The 16,087-nt window shown below is 32.8% G+C and carries 12 protein-coding genes and 1 tRNA gene; 4 read left to right on the top strand and 9 right to left on the bottom strand.

All coding sequences use genetic code 11. The annotated features are described in order from the left end of the window. Positions 1-113: 113 nt before the first annotated feature. Positions 114-1,079, bottom strand: a complete 966-nt coding sequence (locus tag ACYH9I_RS01155; RefSeq protein ID WP_483558253.1) for an FAD:protein FMN transferase — start codon at positions 1,077-1,079, stop codon at positions 114-116. 30 nt (positions 1,080-1,109) lie between these two features. Then, complete coding sequence (locus ACYH9I_RS01160) at positions 1,110-3,881, bottom strand: flavocytochrome c (protein ID WP_483558255.1); 2,772 nt, start codon at positions 3,879-3,881, stop codon at positions 1,110-1,112. Positions 3,882-4,411: 530 nt separating this feature from the next. Between ACYH9I_RS01160 and ACYH9I_RS01165 the strand changes: the two genes are divergently transcribed. Then, positions 4,412-5,461 (top strand): dihydroorotate oxidase, encoded by a 1,050-nt coding sequence (locus ACYH9I_RS01165; RefSeq protein ID WP_483558257.1) that lies wholly within the window; start codon positions 4,412-4,414, stop codon positions 5,459-5,461. Positions 5,462-5,740: 279 nt separating this feature from the next. Here the strand turns inward: ACYH9I_RS01165 and ACYH9I_RS01170 are convergent. Next, a tRNA-Asp gene (locus tag ACYH9I_RS01170) sits at positions 5,741-5,817 on the bottom strand. A 115-nt stretch (positions 5,818-5,932) separates the two neighbouring features. Continuing rightward, positions 5,933-6,667: a DNA polymerase III subunit epsilon gene (gene dnaQ / locus ACYH9I_RS01175; RefSeq protein ID WP_483558258.1), complete on the bottom strand. Its 735-nt coding sequence runs from the start codon at positions 6,665-6,667 to the stop codon at positions 5,933-5,935. A 223-nt stretch (positions 6,668-6,890) separates the two neighbouring features. Here dnaQ and rnhA point away from each other — a divergent pair, with 223 nt between their 5' ends. Next, positions 6,891-7,364 carry a ribonuclease HI gene (gene rnhA / locus ACYH9I_RS01180; RefSeq protein WP_483558260.1) on the top strand — a complete coding sequence of 158 codons (474 nt, stop codon included), beginning with the start codon at positions 6,891-6,893 and terminating at the stop codon, positions 7,362-7,364. A gap of 735 nt (positions 7,365-8,099) precedes the next feature. Then, positions 8,100-9,371: a transglycosylase SLT domain-containing protein gene (locus ACYH9I_RS01185; protein ID WP_483558262.1), complete on the top strand. Its 1,272-nt coding sequence runs from the start codon at positions 8,100-8,102 to the stop codon at positions 9,369-9,371. On the opposite strand, the gene ACYH9I_RS01190 is transcribed toward ACYH9I_RS01185, so the two are convergent. From ACYH9I_RS01190 to rlmC, 3 genes are all read right to left on the bottom strand, one after another. Continuing rightward, positions 9,343-10,131, bottom strand: coding sequence for an endonuclease/exonuclease/phosphatase family protein (locus ACYH9I_RS01190; protein ID WP_483558264.1), 789 nt, complete (start codon positions 10,129-10,131; stop codon positions 9,343-9,345). The genes ACYH9I_RS01185 and ACYH9I_RS01190 overlap by 29 nt on opposite strands. Beyond that, on the bottom strand, positions 10,124-11,695 hold the full coding sequence (gene gshA / locus ACYH9I_RS01195) for a glutamate--cysteine ligase (protein WP_483558266.1): 1,572 nt from the start codon (positions 11,693-11,695) through the stop codon (positions 10,124-10,126). Before gshA ends, ACYH9I_RS01190 begins: the two co-directional genes overlap by 8 nt. A 230-nt stretch (positions 11,696-11,925) precedes the next feature. Next, on the bottom strand, positions 11,926-13,074 hold the full coding sequence (rlmC, locus tag ACYH9I_RS01200; RefSeq protein ID WP_483558268.1) for a 23S rRNA (uracil(747)-C(5))-methyltransferase RlmC: 1,149 nt from the start codon (positions 13,072-13,074) through the stop codon (positions 11,926-11,928). A 216-nt stretch (positions 13,075-13,290) separates the two neighbouring features. On the opposite strand from rlmC, the gene map reads away from it, so the two are divergent. Further along, positions 13,291-14,079 (top strand): type I methionyl aminopeptidase, encoded by a 789-nt coding sequence (map, locus tag ACYH9I_RS01205; RefSeq protein ID WP_483558270.1) that lies wholly within the window; start codon positions 13,291-13,293, stop codon positions 14,077-14,079. A 251-nt stretch (positions 14,080-14,330) separates the two neighbouring features. On the opposite strand, the gene ACYH9I_RS01210 is transcribed toward map, so the two are convergent. Both ACYH9I_RS01210 and ACYH9I_RS01215 read right to left on the bottom strand, forming a co-directional pair. After that, complete coding sequence (locus tag ACYH9I_RS01210) at positions 14,331-15,200, bottom strand: co-chaperone YbbN (RefSeq protein WP_483558272.1); 870 nt, start codon at positions 15,198-15,200, stop codon at positions 14,331-14,333. A 33-nt stretch (positions 15,201-15,233) separates the two neighbouring features. Next, entirely contained in the window at positions 15,234-16,025 is a 792-nt protein-coding gene (locus ACYH9I_RS01215) for an SDR family oxidoreductase (RefSeq protein WP_483558274.1), read from the bottom strand. Positions 16,026-16,087 lie beyond the last annotated feature (62 nt).

The following is a 16,087-nucleotide window of genomic DNA, read 5'->3' on the forward strand; positions in this document are numbered from 1 at the left end:
AACTTTTTATTGAAATTAGTTTACCTTTGAATTAAAATACATCAAACAAATCCAAGAAAAAAATCAATAAAATCAGTATCTTTTTTGAAATATTTTGAATCAAAAATTTAATTCTAATCAGTCTTTATTTGATATTGAGTATCAATTTGTTGAAAAATAAAATTATCGGGGTTTACTAATATGGCTGTTTTATTTTTTAACAAAAAGATAGCCGACAAGTTTTGATGCTTTTGCAAGTATTGTCTGCTTTTATCAACTCCCCATCCATAAAAGACGGTTGAGTAAATATCACCCTCTAATGAAGAATCTGAAATGATAGTTACGCTTTCTAATTCATTATTTAATGGGTAACCTGTTTGAGGGTTTAATAGGTGATGATAAAGACGATCATTTTGTATAAAAAAACGCTCATAAATGCCGGATGTGACAACTGATTTATCTTTAACTTTTATAATTCCAGATAGTTTTCCATTAGTGGAAAAGGGTTTTCTTAATCCTATATGCCAATAGCCGTTACCATCTGTTAAAGATGAGTCTAATGTTAATACATTACCACCTAAGTTAATGATACCTTTGTACACTTGATGTTGGTGTAAAATTGATTTGACAACATCAGCAATATATCCTTTAGCAATTGCACCTAAATCAATTTCCATTCCTGGTTTTTTTAAAAAAACAGAATATGTGTTTGCATCAAGTTCAATATTTTTAGGATCAATTAACAACAGTTTTTCTCTAATTAACTTAGCAGATGGAACTTGATAACCATTGAAACCAATTTTCCAAAGTTTAACTAAGGGACCAATAGCAAAATTAAAGCAACTATTAAAATATAGACTTATTTTTTGCGCTTGTTCAATCAAAGAAAAAACAGAACGGCTCACTATAACGGGATGGTGTCCTGCAGCTAAATTAATAGACATAACTTCTGATGATGACCTGTTAACGGTCAGTTTATCCTCAAGCATTTTTATGGTTTGAAAAACAGCTTGCACTGCGGTTTCATTAGGCTCAAAAAGCATTAATGAAACCGTTGTTCCCATCAAATGTTGAGTGTATTCATAGTTTACATTTACCATGCTAAACAAACTCAAAATAGTTGTAACAAATTAGTGTTTAATATAATCAGCCGCTTTTTTACCTGCTTGCATACCAAAGATAATGATATCGGCGACAGCATTGCCACCAATACGATTAGCTCCATGAACACCACCTACGACTTCGCCAGCAGCAAATACACCTTGAATCACATGTTTATCGGTATTCAACACTTGTGTTTGGGTATTAATAGTGACCCCTCCCATCGTGTGGTGCACACCTGGTGCAATTTTTATTGCATAAAAAGGCCCTTTTTTGATCGGATGGCGCATGCCTGTTATTCTGCCAAAGTCTTGGTCATGCTTAGTTGACGTAAACTGATTGTAACGTTCAATTGTTTTAACTAATGCGTCGCCATCAATCGATAACTTTTGTGCTAATTCTTCAAGAGTATTTGCTTGAATAACAAGCTCGTTTGCAACATACTCTTCAACGGCTCTGTTTTCATCACGAACTTGCTGATCAAACAAAATATAAGCATAATGTTCAGGTAATTTAATAATTTCAGCTGATACTTTATCCCTTGTATCAAGTTCATTAACAAATCGTTGACCTTTTTTCGATACCAGAATCGCTCCACCACCACGGATGGATTCAGAAATTAAATAAGACGTTGTCTGTTCAACCGTTGGATGGATTTGAATTTCACCCATATCGACAGTTCCAGCGCCCAATTTTTCTAATATCTCAATTCCAGAACCAGTTGCACCCTTATGATTAGTGGTCACAAATCCTTTAAGGTCAGGACGATATTTTTCAACCATTGCGGTATTGGCACTAAATCCACCAGTTGCAATAATAACTGCCTTAGCTTTTATAAAATGGATCGAACCGTCTTCTTCTGAAACTTTAACACCTGTCACTTTATGATGTTCAGTGACAATTTCAGTCACAGCAGTATCAAGTATAACTTCAATACCTCGTTTATTAATATTTTTAACTAGACCACTAATTAAAAAACCACCAACAGCAGCACCACTTTCTGGTCGATGAGTCCGATCAATGCTCATTCCCCCCGTTGTAGTAATCCCACTAAGTTTAATGTAATTATCATCTAACCAATTAATTGCATCTGGTGCATTTTCAACAAAATAACGAAGTAAATCAGGATTATTTTTGTTTTTACCTCCGGTCATGGTTTCTTGATAAAATAGATCTTTACTATCAACAATCCCTTTTTGTTTTTGGAATTTGGTTTCAGCCGCATTCATACCCGCTGAAGCTTTATTGGTATTACCACCTATTACAGACATTTGTTCAACAATAACGACACTTGCACCAAGATCATGAGCTTGAATCGCAGCAGTAAGCCCTGCTCCACCACTACCAACAACCACAACATCAAAAGCTCGATCATTAGGATCACCACCTTCGGCAATAATCGCCTCTTTATTAGATTTTGCCATCGCTTTGGTTACGGCTTTTTTAAACGCTTCACATTGTGTTGTTGCGCCAGAAATTGCATCAACATGTGAGCTATTTGAGTCAATAATCCTATGTTTAATTTCAGCAAAATTATCCAAAACTTCATTATCAAAATTTTGGGCATTAATTAATTGCATATCTTTTATAAAATCTTTACCCAGCTCAACGTTAATTAAAAACTCGTAAGACTCATCATTAACTTTTTCTTGATAATGACCTGGTTTGAATTTTTTTACATTAAGATTCACATCACGAATCAAACTCTCGACAAGAGAAAAGCGCCATAAAGGTTCTGGAATATTAAGCGTTTCACGCTTATCACTATTAATAAATAATTCTAATTTCTCACCTTTTTCAATACGGTCAACCCAATCAGGATAAGCTATACAAGCACGTCCTACAGCAACTAAATCATAACCATGCTCAATCGCATCATCCGCATCACTTTGATTAACTATATTACCGACGCCTACAACGGGAATTTTTGCTAATGTTGCAGAACGCATTGTCACATATTTTTTAATTAATGGAGTCGGATCTTGTGTATCAACAATTGATGGTCTAAGCGTATCGCCCATTGAAAAATGGATATAATCAAGTCCTTTTTCAGCCAATTTTTCAAGCAAATACATTGAGTCATCAAAACGAATTCCCGGAACTTCTAACTCTTCAGGAGAAAAACGGTATCCAACAATAAATTTAGATATTGCATATTGCTTAACCATATTATGGGTAATATCTAAAACAGCAAGCGCGAATCGCGTACGATTATCACGGTTCCCACCCCATTTATCGTTTCTTTGATTTGAATTAGGTGAATAAAATTGCTGAATTAAATAAGTATTAGCACCATGAATCTCTACACCATCAAAGCCAGCTTGAATCGCTCGACGTACAGCTTGACCAAACTTATCAATTGTTTCTTCTACCTCTTCTGCCGTTAATTCAATTGGAGTGGGCGAATTTGGGCGAGGGGCTGCAATAGCACTAGGTCCTACTGGCAATTGACCTCCGATAAGTTTAGGCTCCACCATTCTTCCACCATGATAAACTTGAATAACCGCTTTCGAACCTTTTTCTTTGATGGCTTGCGCTATTTTTGCTAACCCTTCAATCTTATCATCACTATCTAAACCAATAGCTCCAGGAAAAGCCAATCCTTTATTATCAACAAATCCACATTCGACAATAATGGTGCCAATTGATCCTGATCTTGCTCGATAATATTCAATCAAGTCATGCGTAACAGAACCATCATAAAAACCAGAACAAGTTGTCATTGGTGCCATCATTATGCGATTTTTTAGTTCAACACCATTAGGCAAAGTGAATGACTTAAAAATATTTTCATTTCTCATTTTTTATATCTAACCATTATCATTTAATCTTTATAGTTATCAACGATAATAACATTACCAATAATCATTCTCCACTTACATTAGTTTCATTAGTATTGAACAATGATAAGTATCATTTTTGCGACAGAAATTTTTTTAGCTTTATTAATCAATTAGAAAATTATCGATATTAATAAAATAAGATTTTACCGATTTTTGATATCTTATCGTTTTTAAAGTATCGGATATGTCATTAAAAATCTAAAAAAAAACACTGTAACTTTTTCATTTAGTTATATATTTTTTGTGTTTTTTATGTTGAACTTTAAATTTGTTGAGATAGAATGCTTTGAAATATAACGCAAAGAGAACATCGGAATGTTTGTAATACCAACTAACAGATTAAAATCAACTTTCGATTTTCTATTTATTCTATTTTTTAATCCTCCTTCATGGAGGATTTTTTTTGGTTTAAAAATCGTTTCTTTTATTTCTCATTGCAAGGTTAATAATAAATTCTACGTTGATAACACGTATAATTAGGAGGCAGTATGAAATCTTTAACACCTTTTTATGATCCAAGTATAAGCTACGAAGAAAATTATGCTCAAGGACCATTTGGACTTTTTAGACAATTAGATAAAGCACAACAAGTATCAATAAAACCTTCAAAATTTTTAAATGTTGAGGTTAATTTACCATTTGGTCAACCTGCAGGTCCACTATTAAATGCAAACTATATCAAAGCTGCTTTTGCTTATGGATTTGACTTATGTGTATATAAAACAGTAAGAACTAAGCTACATAAATGCCATCCATTACCTAATGTTTTATCAGTTCATCCTAACGGTAAATTATCATGTAATTTAGATACGGTATTAGCTGATACCAATTACAGCCAACCATTATCAATAACTAACTCTTTTGGCGTTCCTTCTTTTGCTCCAGATGTCTGGCAACCTGATATGGCTGATGCCGTCAAATCAGCAGGACATGGTCAATGTGTTATTGGTAGTTTTCAAGGTACACAAGGTAACGGTGAAATTGCAAAAGATTATGCTTTAGCGGCAAAATTAGTTCGAGAAACAAATGCTCCAATTCTTGAAGCAAACCTAAGTTGCCCAAATGAAGGTGCTAGCAAATTACTTTGCTTTGATATTGATAAAGTTGAACGAATTGTTAATGAAATTAAAACTGCTGTTCCCGATCGTCCACTTATTTTAAAACTAGCTTATTTTGCTGATGATGAAAAAATTATATCATTACTCAATCGAGTAGGATCCATTATTGATGGTTTAAGTACTATTAACACGTTATCTGCAAAACCTGTTGATGCTCATGGCCATCCTGCATTAGGCGAAAATAGAAAAGAAGGCGGAGTTTGTGGTGATGCAATCCGTTGGGCGGGTTTAGATATGGTGAGCCGTTTAGCTAAGTATCGTAAACAAATGGATCTAAAATTTGCTATTGTAGGCGTTGGTGGTGTTAGTTCTAGTGAACATTATCATCAATTTATAAAAAGTGGTGCTGATGCGGTTATGAGTGCAACTGGTGCTATGTGGAATCCGCTCCTTGCGATAGAAATCAAAAAGAACCTTTAATTTGATAAGCATTTCCAGTACAGGGTACTATGCCCTGTTTTTTTATTTAAAAAATCAAGAGTAGTTTAACAATAAAATTTAATAATAAATGAATAAAATCAAAATACCAATAGCAATAAAATTATAACCAATACTCATATTTGCTTAGTAGCATAGAAATAAAGAACACTCAAATTCTTACTAGTATAGGAAATGCATTATCAGAAAACACCACAAACTTGATACAAAAAGTATTGCAATAAAAAAGCACTTTCATGAAGTGCTTTAATCTATTGAAATTGGCGGAACGGACGGGGCTCGAACCCGCGACCCCCTGCGTGACAGGCAGGTATTCTAACCAACTGAACTACCGCTCCGCTTTTTTGATAGCTTTAATGTTAGAGCATTAAAGTAGGCATGATATTAAAGATTATTTTTATTCACGTCAATAAAATTCTATAAATAAATGTTCAACTGAATATAAAACAATCATTAATTCAAATTCCACAATGCTCCACCACATTTTTTATCAATTTTTTTTAAAACCGATTCATGTTCAGAAAGTTCATATTCTGTTGCCTTAATTACTTTTAAAGGCACACCATTGCGTTCAACTCTTTTTATTACATTAAATTCGGATGTAGATGAGTTATTATCCTCTGAACTAAAAGATAAAGTTGTCTGCCCACCAGTCATTGCTAAATAAACTTCGGCTAAAATTTCGGCATCTAATAATGCACCATGCAATGTTCGGTGAGAGTTATCAATCTGGTAGCGTTCACATAATACATCTAAGTTATTACGTTTTCCTGGAAACAGACGCCTTGCCATAGCTAAGGTATCAGTAACAAGACAATGATCGGAAGTTTTAAAATCCAACCCACAAAGACGAAACTCATAATCAATAAAACCCACATCAAACGAGGCGTTGTGAATAATTAATTCAGCACCGTCAATAAATTTGATAAAATCATGTGCTATATTCTTGAATATTGGCTTATCCTTAACAAATTCATCACTGATACCGTGAACTTTAAATGCACCTTCATCAATTAAGCGTTCTGGATTAATGTAGACATGAAAATGGTTACCCGTTAAACGACGATTAATGACTTCAACGGCACCAATTTCAATAATCTTATGTCCTTCATAGTGATTATTGCCACCTTGGTTCATACCTGTTGTTTCAGTATCTAAGACAATTTGTCGCGCAGAATTATGTATCACTTTCTTCTCTTTTTATATCAACAATTGGGGAAAAATGTTTTTAATGGTATAGTTTAGCACTAAAAACTTTTAATGTTGATACCTACATAAATGAAAGTAGCAGCCAATTCAATTAATTTATAGAGTAATTATAAATTAATTAGAGGCTACTAACTTGCCGTTTAATTGAAATTTAATTTAAATAAGAAATTTAATTTACATAGTTATAAAAGAAATAAAAAATATGCTAAAAAAAATCGAAATATATACTGATGGTTCATGTCTTGGTAATCCCGGCCCTGGTGGTTATGCTGCTATATTAAAATATAAGCAAACCGAAAAAGTATTATCGGAAGGTTTTTTTAAAACAACAAATAACCGTATGGAATTATTAGCTGCGATTGTTGCTTTAGAACAATTAAAGCAACCTTGTCAAATTGAATTCTATTCCGATAGTCAGTATTTACGAAATGGAATTATCAATTGGATACACGGTTGGAAAAAAAATGGTTGGAAAACAGCTAGCAAACAACCAGTAAAAAATGTCGACTTATGGAAAAGACTTGATGAATTAGTACAGATTCACAAAATTCAGTGGATTTGGGTTAAAGGTCATGCTGGCCATATTGAAAATGAACGTTGTGATATTATAGCTAAAACACAAGCTCAATCCCCTACTTTGCAAGACACTGTATTTGAACAATCCATACAGGATTAACTAGTGAAATAAAAATACTTTTTATGTAACTTATATAATTTTGTCTACTTTTAAATAGGTTATTCCTAAATAATGCTAAAACATAATAATATGTATTATATTGCATTCTAGGCTTAAAGATAACTATATTTGAATTTTAATCAACTCAGTTAATATTATTGACTCTTAAGAGGCCAGAGCTGAAATTAATTATATTAACAAATATAAAATATTTCCTCTTGCAATTTTACTTATCATCACCATATTGATCACACTGATGGGGTGAGTACGAATTAAAAGCACAATATCAAAACATTGATGTTTTTGCCCCTAATGAAATCGATTTATTGATTAATTATCTTATTAATCAAGCTAAAATCTATATTGATGATTTTAGCTTTGATGTAATAGCAGTACCTAGGCATAACTCTTTTAATAATGCTTATTTTTTTGCAATATTTTAATTTACACAGGTCATGAAAATATCTTATTAAATTTAGCATTTGTGACTCACAATGCTACCCGATGATAAAAATATTAAAGACTATTTAAATGTGATTTCAACAAAATCAGTAACATTACCGTCTATTTTGTCTAAAGAAAAATAAATAAACTTATTTTTACGATGCATAAGCATTAACTAAAAAATAAATTTAAATTTAACAATTAATTATATTTGTTTATTTTTTTTTAGGAGCCAAAAAGACATTTTTTAGGTATAATGCCAAACTTAATTTGAGTAAAAGTCACAAACTAATGAAAAAGTTATTAATATTTACAATGTTATGTTTATCTTTGAGTGCTTGTCAGAACCATGGTTCTCAATACAATAATAGCGTCTATAAAAAATCTAACTCAAAATCAATAGTTACTAGTAGCATTAAGAGTGGCGGCATTAGTCGCACATCTGTCACGCAAAATCCTTGGCAATTTATGCTAACTCAGATCAATGTGAAAGTACCTGAAAATAACCGCATCAAAGCAGAAAGAGAGCGTTTGTTACGTAACCCGCAAGGATTTGAAACTGTTGCATTACGCTCGGAACCTTATGTTTATTACATTATTAATCAACTAAGAAAAAACGATCTACCTGTTGAGTTAGCCTTAATTCCATTGATTGAAAGTGCTTACGATCCATTGGCAACTTCGCCTGCGCAAGCGGCTGGTTTATGGCAATTTGTGCCAATTACCGCCAAAGAATATGGCATTAAACAAAATAGTTATTTTGACGGACGACGAGATCTTATTGCTTCAACAAATTCAGCTATTTCGTTATTGCAAAACTTAAATAATCGTTTTAATGGTGATTGGCTATTAACATTAGCCGCTTACAACGCCGGCGAAGGTCGAATAAGAAAAGCTATCGAAAAAAACCAGGCAAATGGTTTACCCACCAATTATTGGTCTCTTGATTTACCAACTGAAACAATGCATTATGTGCCTAAAATTTTAGCCATTATTGATATTGTAAAAAACAACAAACGATATGGTATTAAATTGCCTGATTGTAATTATGAAAACTCGCTTGTTCGTATTGATATGTCTAAAAATATTTCATTAGCTAAGGTTGCTAAATATACGGGCCTACCATTGAATGATTTAATGACATATAACGCTGGTTATGTGCAGCAAAAAGTCAATGGTCCGTTTCATTTGCTAGTACCATATGTTCATGCTCAAGAGTTATTTAAAAAACTGAAAGCAGAAAACTTAGTAGTAAATCAAGTTACTGAGCTTTTACAAGATGTACCGCATACCAATATGCCATTTGAAGTTAAATCAACGACAACCATTAAATATAATGCAATTGATAATAGAAAAACGAATTCTATTTTTACTGCTAATGCAAGTTCTAATGGTAAAAAGCAGATAACTTATCAGGTTAAAGTTGGAGATAATTTATATTCTATTGCACAAAATTATAGAGTTAAAATAACGGATATACTTCAATGGAATAATCTGAAAAACGCTCGTGTCCAAGAAGGCGATATTTTGACGATTAATATTGTGGATGCAAATCCAATCTAAAATTTACTAATATAGGATTATGATCTGATGTAGTTGTGCTAATAATTTCCGCTGTATCAAGTCGTAATCCTCGGTAAAAAACGAAATCAAGTGGTCTACCCATAAATTTTTTTCTAATATCAATAGAGAAATCAACAGGCTTAAGTTCAATTGAACGAACAAGGTTATACAACAAATCAAGTCGCCGTTTACTCCATGCATTAAAATCCCCAGCCAAAATAACTGGACCATTATGTTCTTTTATTCGGGTTAATAACATGCGTATTTGTTGACGGTATACTTTTACACCAATACTAAAATTTACAGCATGAATATTAGCAACTAATAATTGTTGCTTAGAATCTCTAATCGGATAAATAGTAATTAAAGCAGATTTAGGAACACGAATTAATGGTTCTTTCTCTCTAAAAGAGAAAAGTGAAGTTGGTAACGAGTCAGAGATTGTCATGACCCCAGCATAAATATTGTTAAAACAATATGCAGGGACATGATCGGCAATTTTATTATGCTGTGAAATAAAATGAAGTAAAGGTAATGTTGTTTGTGCTTCTTGTAATAAGATTAGTTTAGCTTTATCAGCATATTGTTTGAGTACAGTGATACAATCAGATTTCTTTTGTTTAAAAATATTCCAAACTAAAACAGTAAATGATGTTTGATCGATTAACGGTTTATTAACTGTAATTTGTTGATTAGGCAATAGCAACTCAACTTCGTTGCTTGCCTGATAACGTAAAGTATAACATCGATTTTTAAACATTTTTATCGTTCAATTTTTTCTGTAAATATTGATCAAAAGTTAAAGTATCACTCTGCTCTTTCTTCCTCTGTTTTTCAATAGATAAATTGCATTGTTGAACAAAATCACTTTCAGTTAATAATGTTAAAGGTTCTGCCATAAGCTGTTTTTTATATTGGCTTGCTAAAGCTAAACCAAATTTTGCTGTACCTAAATCGCTTATTGCTTGTAGTGTTCTTGCTGATAAAGTTAATTCAGGTTGATCAAACATCAAATCTAAACGCTCACAAACATTACGATAACCCTGCTTGTCATCTTGATGATCTAAAACATCAGCAACACGTAATAAATCTTTGAATAATTGGTGTCCAACTTTGGACAAAGGTTCTCGATAGCTATTGCAACCAATACCAATCTCAAGCCCTGGTTTTCGTCCTTCCATTATTACCCTATTCCAATTTAATTTGGCACACTCAAGTTCTTGACTGCTCATTTCAGGCGCTGGTGCTAGTGCACACCAAATTAAAAATAGATCGATAAATCGTATCTGTTCTTCAGTAATCCCCACCGGTGAAAATGGATTAACATCTAATGCGCGTACTTCAATATATTCAATACCGCCACGTAAAAGTGCATCCGACGGCGACTCCCCAGTCATTGCAACTCTTTTAGGTCGAATTGGCCCGTAAAATTCATTTTCAATTTGCAATACATTATCGTTTAATTGACGATAATGACCATCAACTTTGATGCCCAGTTTAGCAAATTCCGCTGATTTTGTATGCGTTGCTCGTTTTAATCCTTCAACATAAGTATCTAAATGATTAAAAGTAATGCCTAGTTGCTTTTGTGCATTATTAGTATACCCAATATCGCTTAACCTTAAAGAGGTTGCGTAAGGCAAATAACAATTACCATTTGTTTGTTCAATAAAGGCTTTTGCTTTTTGTGGATCTTGAATAAATGAGGAGCACATCGATGGTGATGACCCAAACAAATAAGGAATAACCCAACCAAAGCGATAATAGTTACGAATCAATGTAAAGTAGCCTTCAGAAATAACAGCTTTACCCTCTTCTGTATTTTTCACACCATCTCTTGCTTGCCAAAATGCCATGGGTAATGAAAAATTATAATGAACGCCAGATATGGTTTGCATCATTGCACCATAACGGTTTTTTAGACCTTCTCGATAAACCGTTTTAAAACGCCCTTCATTTGATGAACCATATTGAGCTAAAATAATATCTTCTTCATTGGCAACAAAACATGGCATACTTAATGGCCACATCATTTCGTCATCAATATTTACACTAGCATAACGATGCAGATCGCGTAAAAACGTTAGCATATAATCGATATTGGTATTAACCGGTGTAATAAATTCTAACATTGATTCAGCAAAATCAGTTGTTATCCAAGGATGAGTCAACGCTGCGCCAATTTTTGCGGGGAATGAAGTTTTCGACAATGTCCCGTCAGGCAAAATGCGTAAAGTTTCACGTTCAACACCGCGTTGAATACCTTGTAAAATGGTGTAGTGTTTTTCTAACCAGTTAAGCGCTTTAGAAACATCAGGAATCATATTTTGCCTTCCTTAAATGAAATTATTTATTTTTTTATATTAACATAATTTGATATTAACAATGGTCTAATTTATAACAACCTTTAAAATAAAAACTAAATATAATTTGTAATTTAATGATTAGAAAATACAATTCACTATTTTTATCACAGATAATTGAATATTAGCAGATTTTTAAATATAACAACTACCTCATAGATTGAAGATAATATTAGGGTTTGATAATTAAATTATCTATCTTTTCTTTGTAATAAAACCAAGACTTCCATATGTGAAGTATGGGGAAACATATCAAACAGTTGCACTTTCATGATTTGATAGTTGGATAACAACATCAAATCTTCGACTAACGAGGTTAAGTTGCAACTTGAATATAAAATATAGCTTGGTTGTACATTTTCTAAATACTGCATAAGCACTTTACCAACCCCTCGTCTTGGTGGATTAAGCAGCACTAGATCTGGAATGTATTGTTCAGCAATAGCGTATTGGGTAGCATCAAGTGATTTAAACGTTAACCGCTTAAAACCTAACTTGTTAGCTGATTTTGTTGCACATTCAATCGCATCTGGACTAATTTCAATTCCTGTCAGCTGGATTTGATTTTCAATAGCAAGACTAACACAACTTAAGCCAAAACCACCTACACCACAAAACAAATCCCAAATTGAGTGAATAGATAAATTTGTGACCCAGTCACTTGCAGTTTTATAAAGATTGCTGGCAACAACACTGTTTGTTTGAAAAAAACTTTTAGGCTTAATGAAAAGAGGAACTCCATTTAATATTATTGGTAAAAATGAGGTGTCGGTTAAAACTAACTCTTCTTTCCCTTCTAAAATAGCTGCATGATTAGGTTGGATATTTATTGAAATTACCTTTAAATTTTGTATTTTATCTTGTAATTGTTTAAAAGAATTATTTATTTTTTCGACAAATTTGTGCGATTTTAAAACAAATCGCAGCATAAAAAAGCTTGTATTATTCTCTTTACTTTCAGTAACTATAACAAATTTCAACTCTCCTTTTCGCTTATTAATATTATAAGGTACAAGTCCCTGTTTACGGATGAAAGTTCGAACAAGTTTTAGGATGTTTTGCATACTATTTGAGTAAAGAGGACAATCACATAAATCGACCATCTCATTATCGGTTTGTATCCCTAAAATAGGTCTTTCAACAGTACCTAACACCGCCATTTTTGCTTTATTACGGAAAGCGAATTCATTACTAGCAAAAGGTTCTAAAACGTCATTAGGTTTAAATTGAGTTAATTGTTGTAACAGATTATTTTGTTTTTCTGCTAGTTGTGCATGATAGGGTTTATCCATCCACTGACAAGATAAACATTTTTTCTGCTGATAAAAACGACATTGCATTGCGATAAAACCCTTTTTTATAATAAGTTATTATATATAAAACCGTATTAAAATAAGTATAATTTTTTATTTTATACTAAAACATATACTTTCCTGAAACTTTTTTACAAAATTTTATAAGAATATAAGCAAAATGCATAATTAATCATCCGGTATGATTTGACGAAATAACGGGGTATGATAGGATATTGTCATTAATATTACAGGAAAAATTTAATGTCTATAAAGTTAAAAACCCCCGCCGAAATTGAAAAAATGCGAATAGCTGGAAAACTTGCAGCTGAAGTATTAGAAATGATTGAACCTTATGTTAAACCGGGCATTAGTACTGGTGAACTAGACAAAATTTGTTATGAACATATTGTTAATGTTCAAAAAGCTATTCCAGCTAATATTGGCTATAGTGGCTATCAACACACTAGTTGCATTTCAATTAATGATGTGGTTTGCCATGGTATTCCAAGTTTTGACAAAAAGCTAAAAGATGGTGATATTTTAAATATTGATGTAACAGTTATCAAAGATGGTTATCATGGTGATACTTCTAGAATGTACATTGCTGGCAAGCCAACTATCGCAGGTGAAAAATTATGCCAAGTTACACAAGAAAGCCTTTACGAGGCGATTAAAATTATCAAACCCGGTATACGTTTAAAGGAAATTGGTAAAACGATTCAAAAATATGTCGATAAATTTGGTTTTTCTTCAGTTCGGGAATATTGTGGCCATGGTATTGGTGAAGTCTATCATGACGAACCTCAAGTTTTACATTATGACGCTGATGACGGCGGTGTAATTTTAAAACCAGGCATGACTTTTACTATTGAACCTATGATAAATACAGGCGATTGGCGTACCCGTACCATGAAAGATGGCTGGACAGTCAAAACCAAAGATCATGGGCTTTCGGCTCAGTATGAACACACTATCTTGGTTACTGAAAATGGTGTTGAAGTCTTAACATTACGTAGTAATGAAGATTTTCCTCGCATTATTGAACACTAAATAAAAAGATTCAACAATAGTTTATTGTTGAATCTTTTCACTTATAAATTTCTATCTATAATTTTTATATTCGAATTTTTTTGTGCTAATTTTTTATTTAGTTCATCGATTTTACTTCTATGTATATCTTTTTTTAGAGAACGAACATAAGAAGCACATAGAATAGCAAACCTACTGTTTACACTTAGCAAAAATAATAAACCTATAAGTAAATGCTTAAAAATTCGTTCCAGTTTAAATTTCATAAAATCTTAATATAATAAAGTATACAATTTACGTCGATAACTACTAGCTAACGGGTTACTTGTTCCTAATGCTGCTAGTAAATCAAGTAATGTTTTCTTCACTTGTCCATCACCAACATTAAGATCTTTTGTCAGCGGTTTAAATAACAACTCTAATGCTTCCTCATGACGCCCTACATGCATTAATTGAGAAGACAATTGAATCATTAATTCAACGTTATCAGGGTGTTGAGCAAATTCTGCTTGTAATTGCTGTAATTCAGGAGAATTAGCGGCTTGTTCAAGTAGTTCTATTTCGGCTTGTAATCCATGATAACTTGAATCTTGATCTTGTAGAGGAATAGTTGCAAGCACTTCTTTTGCTTCATTTAGCTGTTTAAGTTCAATTTGTGATTTTATTAGCATTAATGCAATATCTGTTCTTGGTTTACCCAAATGATCAGTAAGTGATTTCCAAGTTTGCCGTAACAGTGGTAATGCTTCTTCATATTTGGCTTCATGAAATAAATTTTGTGCTTCAATTAATTTAAGCTCATCTTCATTTGGTAACACTTTTTCTAAAAAATTTTTGATGGTTTCTTCAGATTGAGGTCCTTGAAAACCATCTACAGGTTGACCATTTTGAAATAAATAAACCGTTGGGATAGCCCGTAAACCAAATTGAGCAGCTAACATTTGTTGTTCATCACAATTAATACTGGCTAAAATAAATTGCCCATGATGTTCATTAGCCAATTTAGTTAATGTTTGAGTCATTACCTCATAATTTGGACTTCTAGCTGACCAAAAATAAAATAACACTGGGGATGTCGATGATCTTTCAATCACATCTTGAATATTTTGCTCACTAACATCAAAAATAAATTGATTTTGCATATTATGTCCTAGGGTATAATGATTTATTATTTATTATTTATTCTTTAAAATTTTATCCATTAATCTATCAGGAAGCAAACGTTTAGCAATAGCTGCTATTTTTGTTATTTTTGTTACCCTGTAACGTATTTTGGGTTTGCCGTGTTCAAGGGCATGGAATAAGTAAGGCAAAACAGCCTCGGGTGGTAAAGTAAATCGTTGAGCTATAGGTGGATTTTTTACCATATTCTTTTGCTCTGTTTGATTTACATTGTTTGAAAAATATGTCTTTAATGGACCAGGTTCAATTAAACAAACCTTGATATTGGTTTGTGCTAATTCCAACCTTAACACATCAGACCAAGCTTCTAAGGCATATTTGCTGGCTGAATAAGCCCCTCTCCCCGGGGTTGCAACAATACCAACAATGGAACTTGTTTGAATAATGCGCCCTTCATTTTGTTCTAGCATGGCTGGAAGCAGTAATTGCGTCAACTGATGGACACCAAAAAAATTGGTGGAAAATTGAGATTCTAACTGATCCCGACTGATCGTGCTTAATCGCCCATAAACACCGTAACCTGCATTGTTAAATAACGCATATAATTTGCCTTCAGACAAAACGAGAACTTCTTGAGCGGCTTGCTTGACTGAGTCTGGATTGTCAAGATCAAGAAGCACAGTTTCAAATCCTTGCTCGATAAGTTTTTGTTGGTCCAATGATTTGCGACACGAAGCAATAACACGATAGCCACGTTTTTTTAAAGCAATGGCCGAGATTAGCCCTATTCCACTTGAGCAGCCTGTAATAAATATTGTTCGCAATTTCAGCTCCGATTGATTCATATATTGTCAAATTTATTTTCTCAAACTATGATAGCACATCTAATTTGAAGTTACCCAAACTA

This window comes from Gilliamella sp. X-23, assembly GCF_057063545.1.

Excerpts from the sequence above, each read along its gene's own strand:
- map (WP_483558270.1), top strand. The coding sequence starts at position 13,291 with ATGTCTATAAAGTTAAAAACCCCCGCCGAAATTGAAAAAATGCGAATA.
- ACYH9I_RS01190 (WP_483558264.1), bottom strand. The coding sequence starts at position 10,131 with ATGTTTAAAAATCGATGTTATACTTTACGTTATCAGGCAAGCAACGAA.
- ACYH9I_RS01185 (WP_483558262.1), top strand. The coding sequence starts at position 8,100 with ATGAAAAAGTTATTAATATTTACAATGTTATGTTTATCTTTGAGTGCT.
- ACYH9I_RS01165 (WP_483558257.1), top strand. The coding sequence starts at position 4,412 with ATGAAATCTTTAACACCTTTTTATGATCCAAGTATAAGCTACGAAGAA.
- ACYH9I_RS01210 (WP_483558272.1), bottom strand. The coding sequence starts at position 15,200 with ATGCAAAATCAATTTATTTTTGATGTTAGTGAGCAAAATATTCAAGAT.
- ACYH9I_RS01155 (WP_483558253.1), bottom strand. The coding sequence starts at position 1,079 with ATGGTAAATGTAAACTATGAATACACTCAACATTTGATGGGAACAACG.
- rnhA (WP_483558260.1), top strand. The coding sequence starts at position 6,891 with ATGCTAAAAAAAATCGAAATATATACTGATGGTTCATGTCTTGGTAAT.
- rlmC (WP_483558268.1), bottom strand. The coding sequence starts at position 13,074 with ATGCAATGTCGTTTTTATCAGCAGAAAAAATGTTTATCTTGTCAGTGG.
- ACYH9I_RS01215 (WP_483558274.1), bottom strand. The coding sequence starts at position 16,025 with ATGAATCAATCGGAGCTGAAATTGCGAACAATATTTATTACAGGCTGC.
- gshA (WP_483558266.1), bottom strand. The coding sequence starts at position 11,695 with ATGATTCCTGATGTTTCTAAAGCGCTTAACTGGTTAGAAAAACACTAC.
- ACYH9I_RS01160 (WP_483558255.1), bottom strand. The coding sequence starts at position 3,881 with ATGAGAAATGAAAATATTTTTAAGTCATTCACTTTGCCTAATGGTGTT.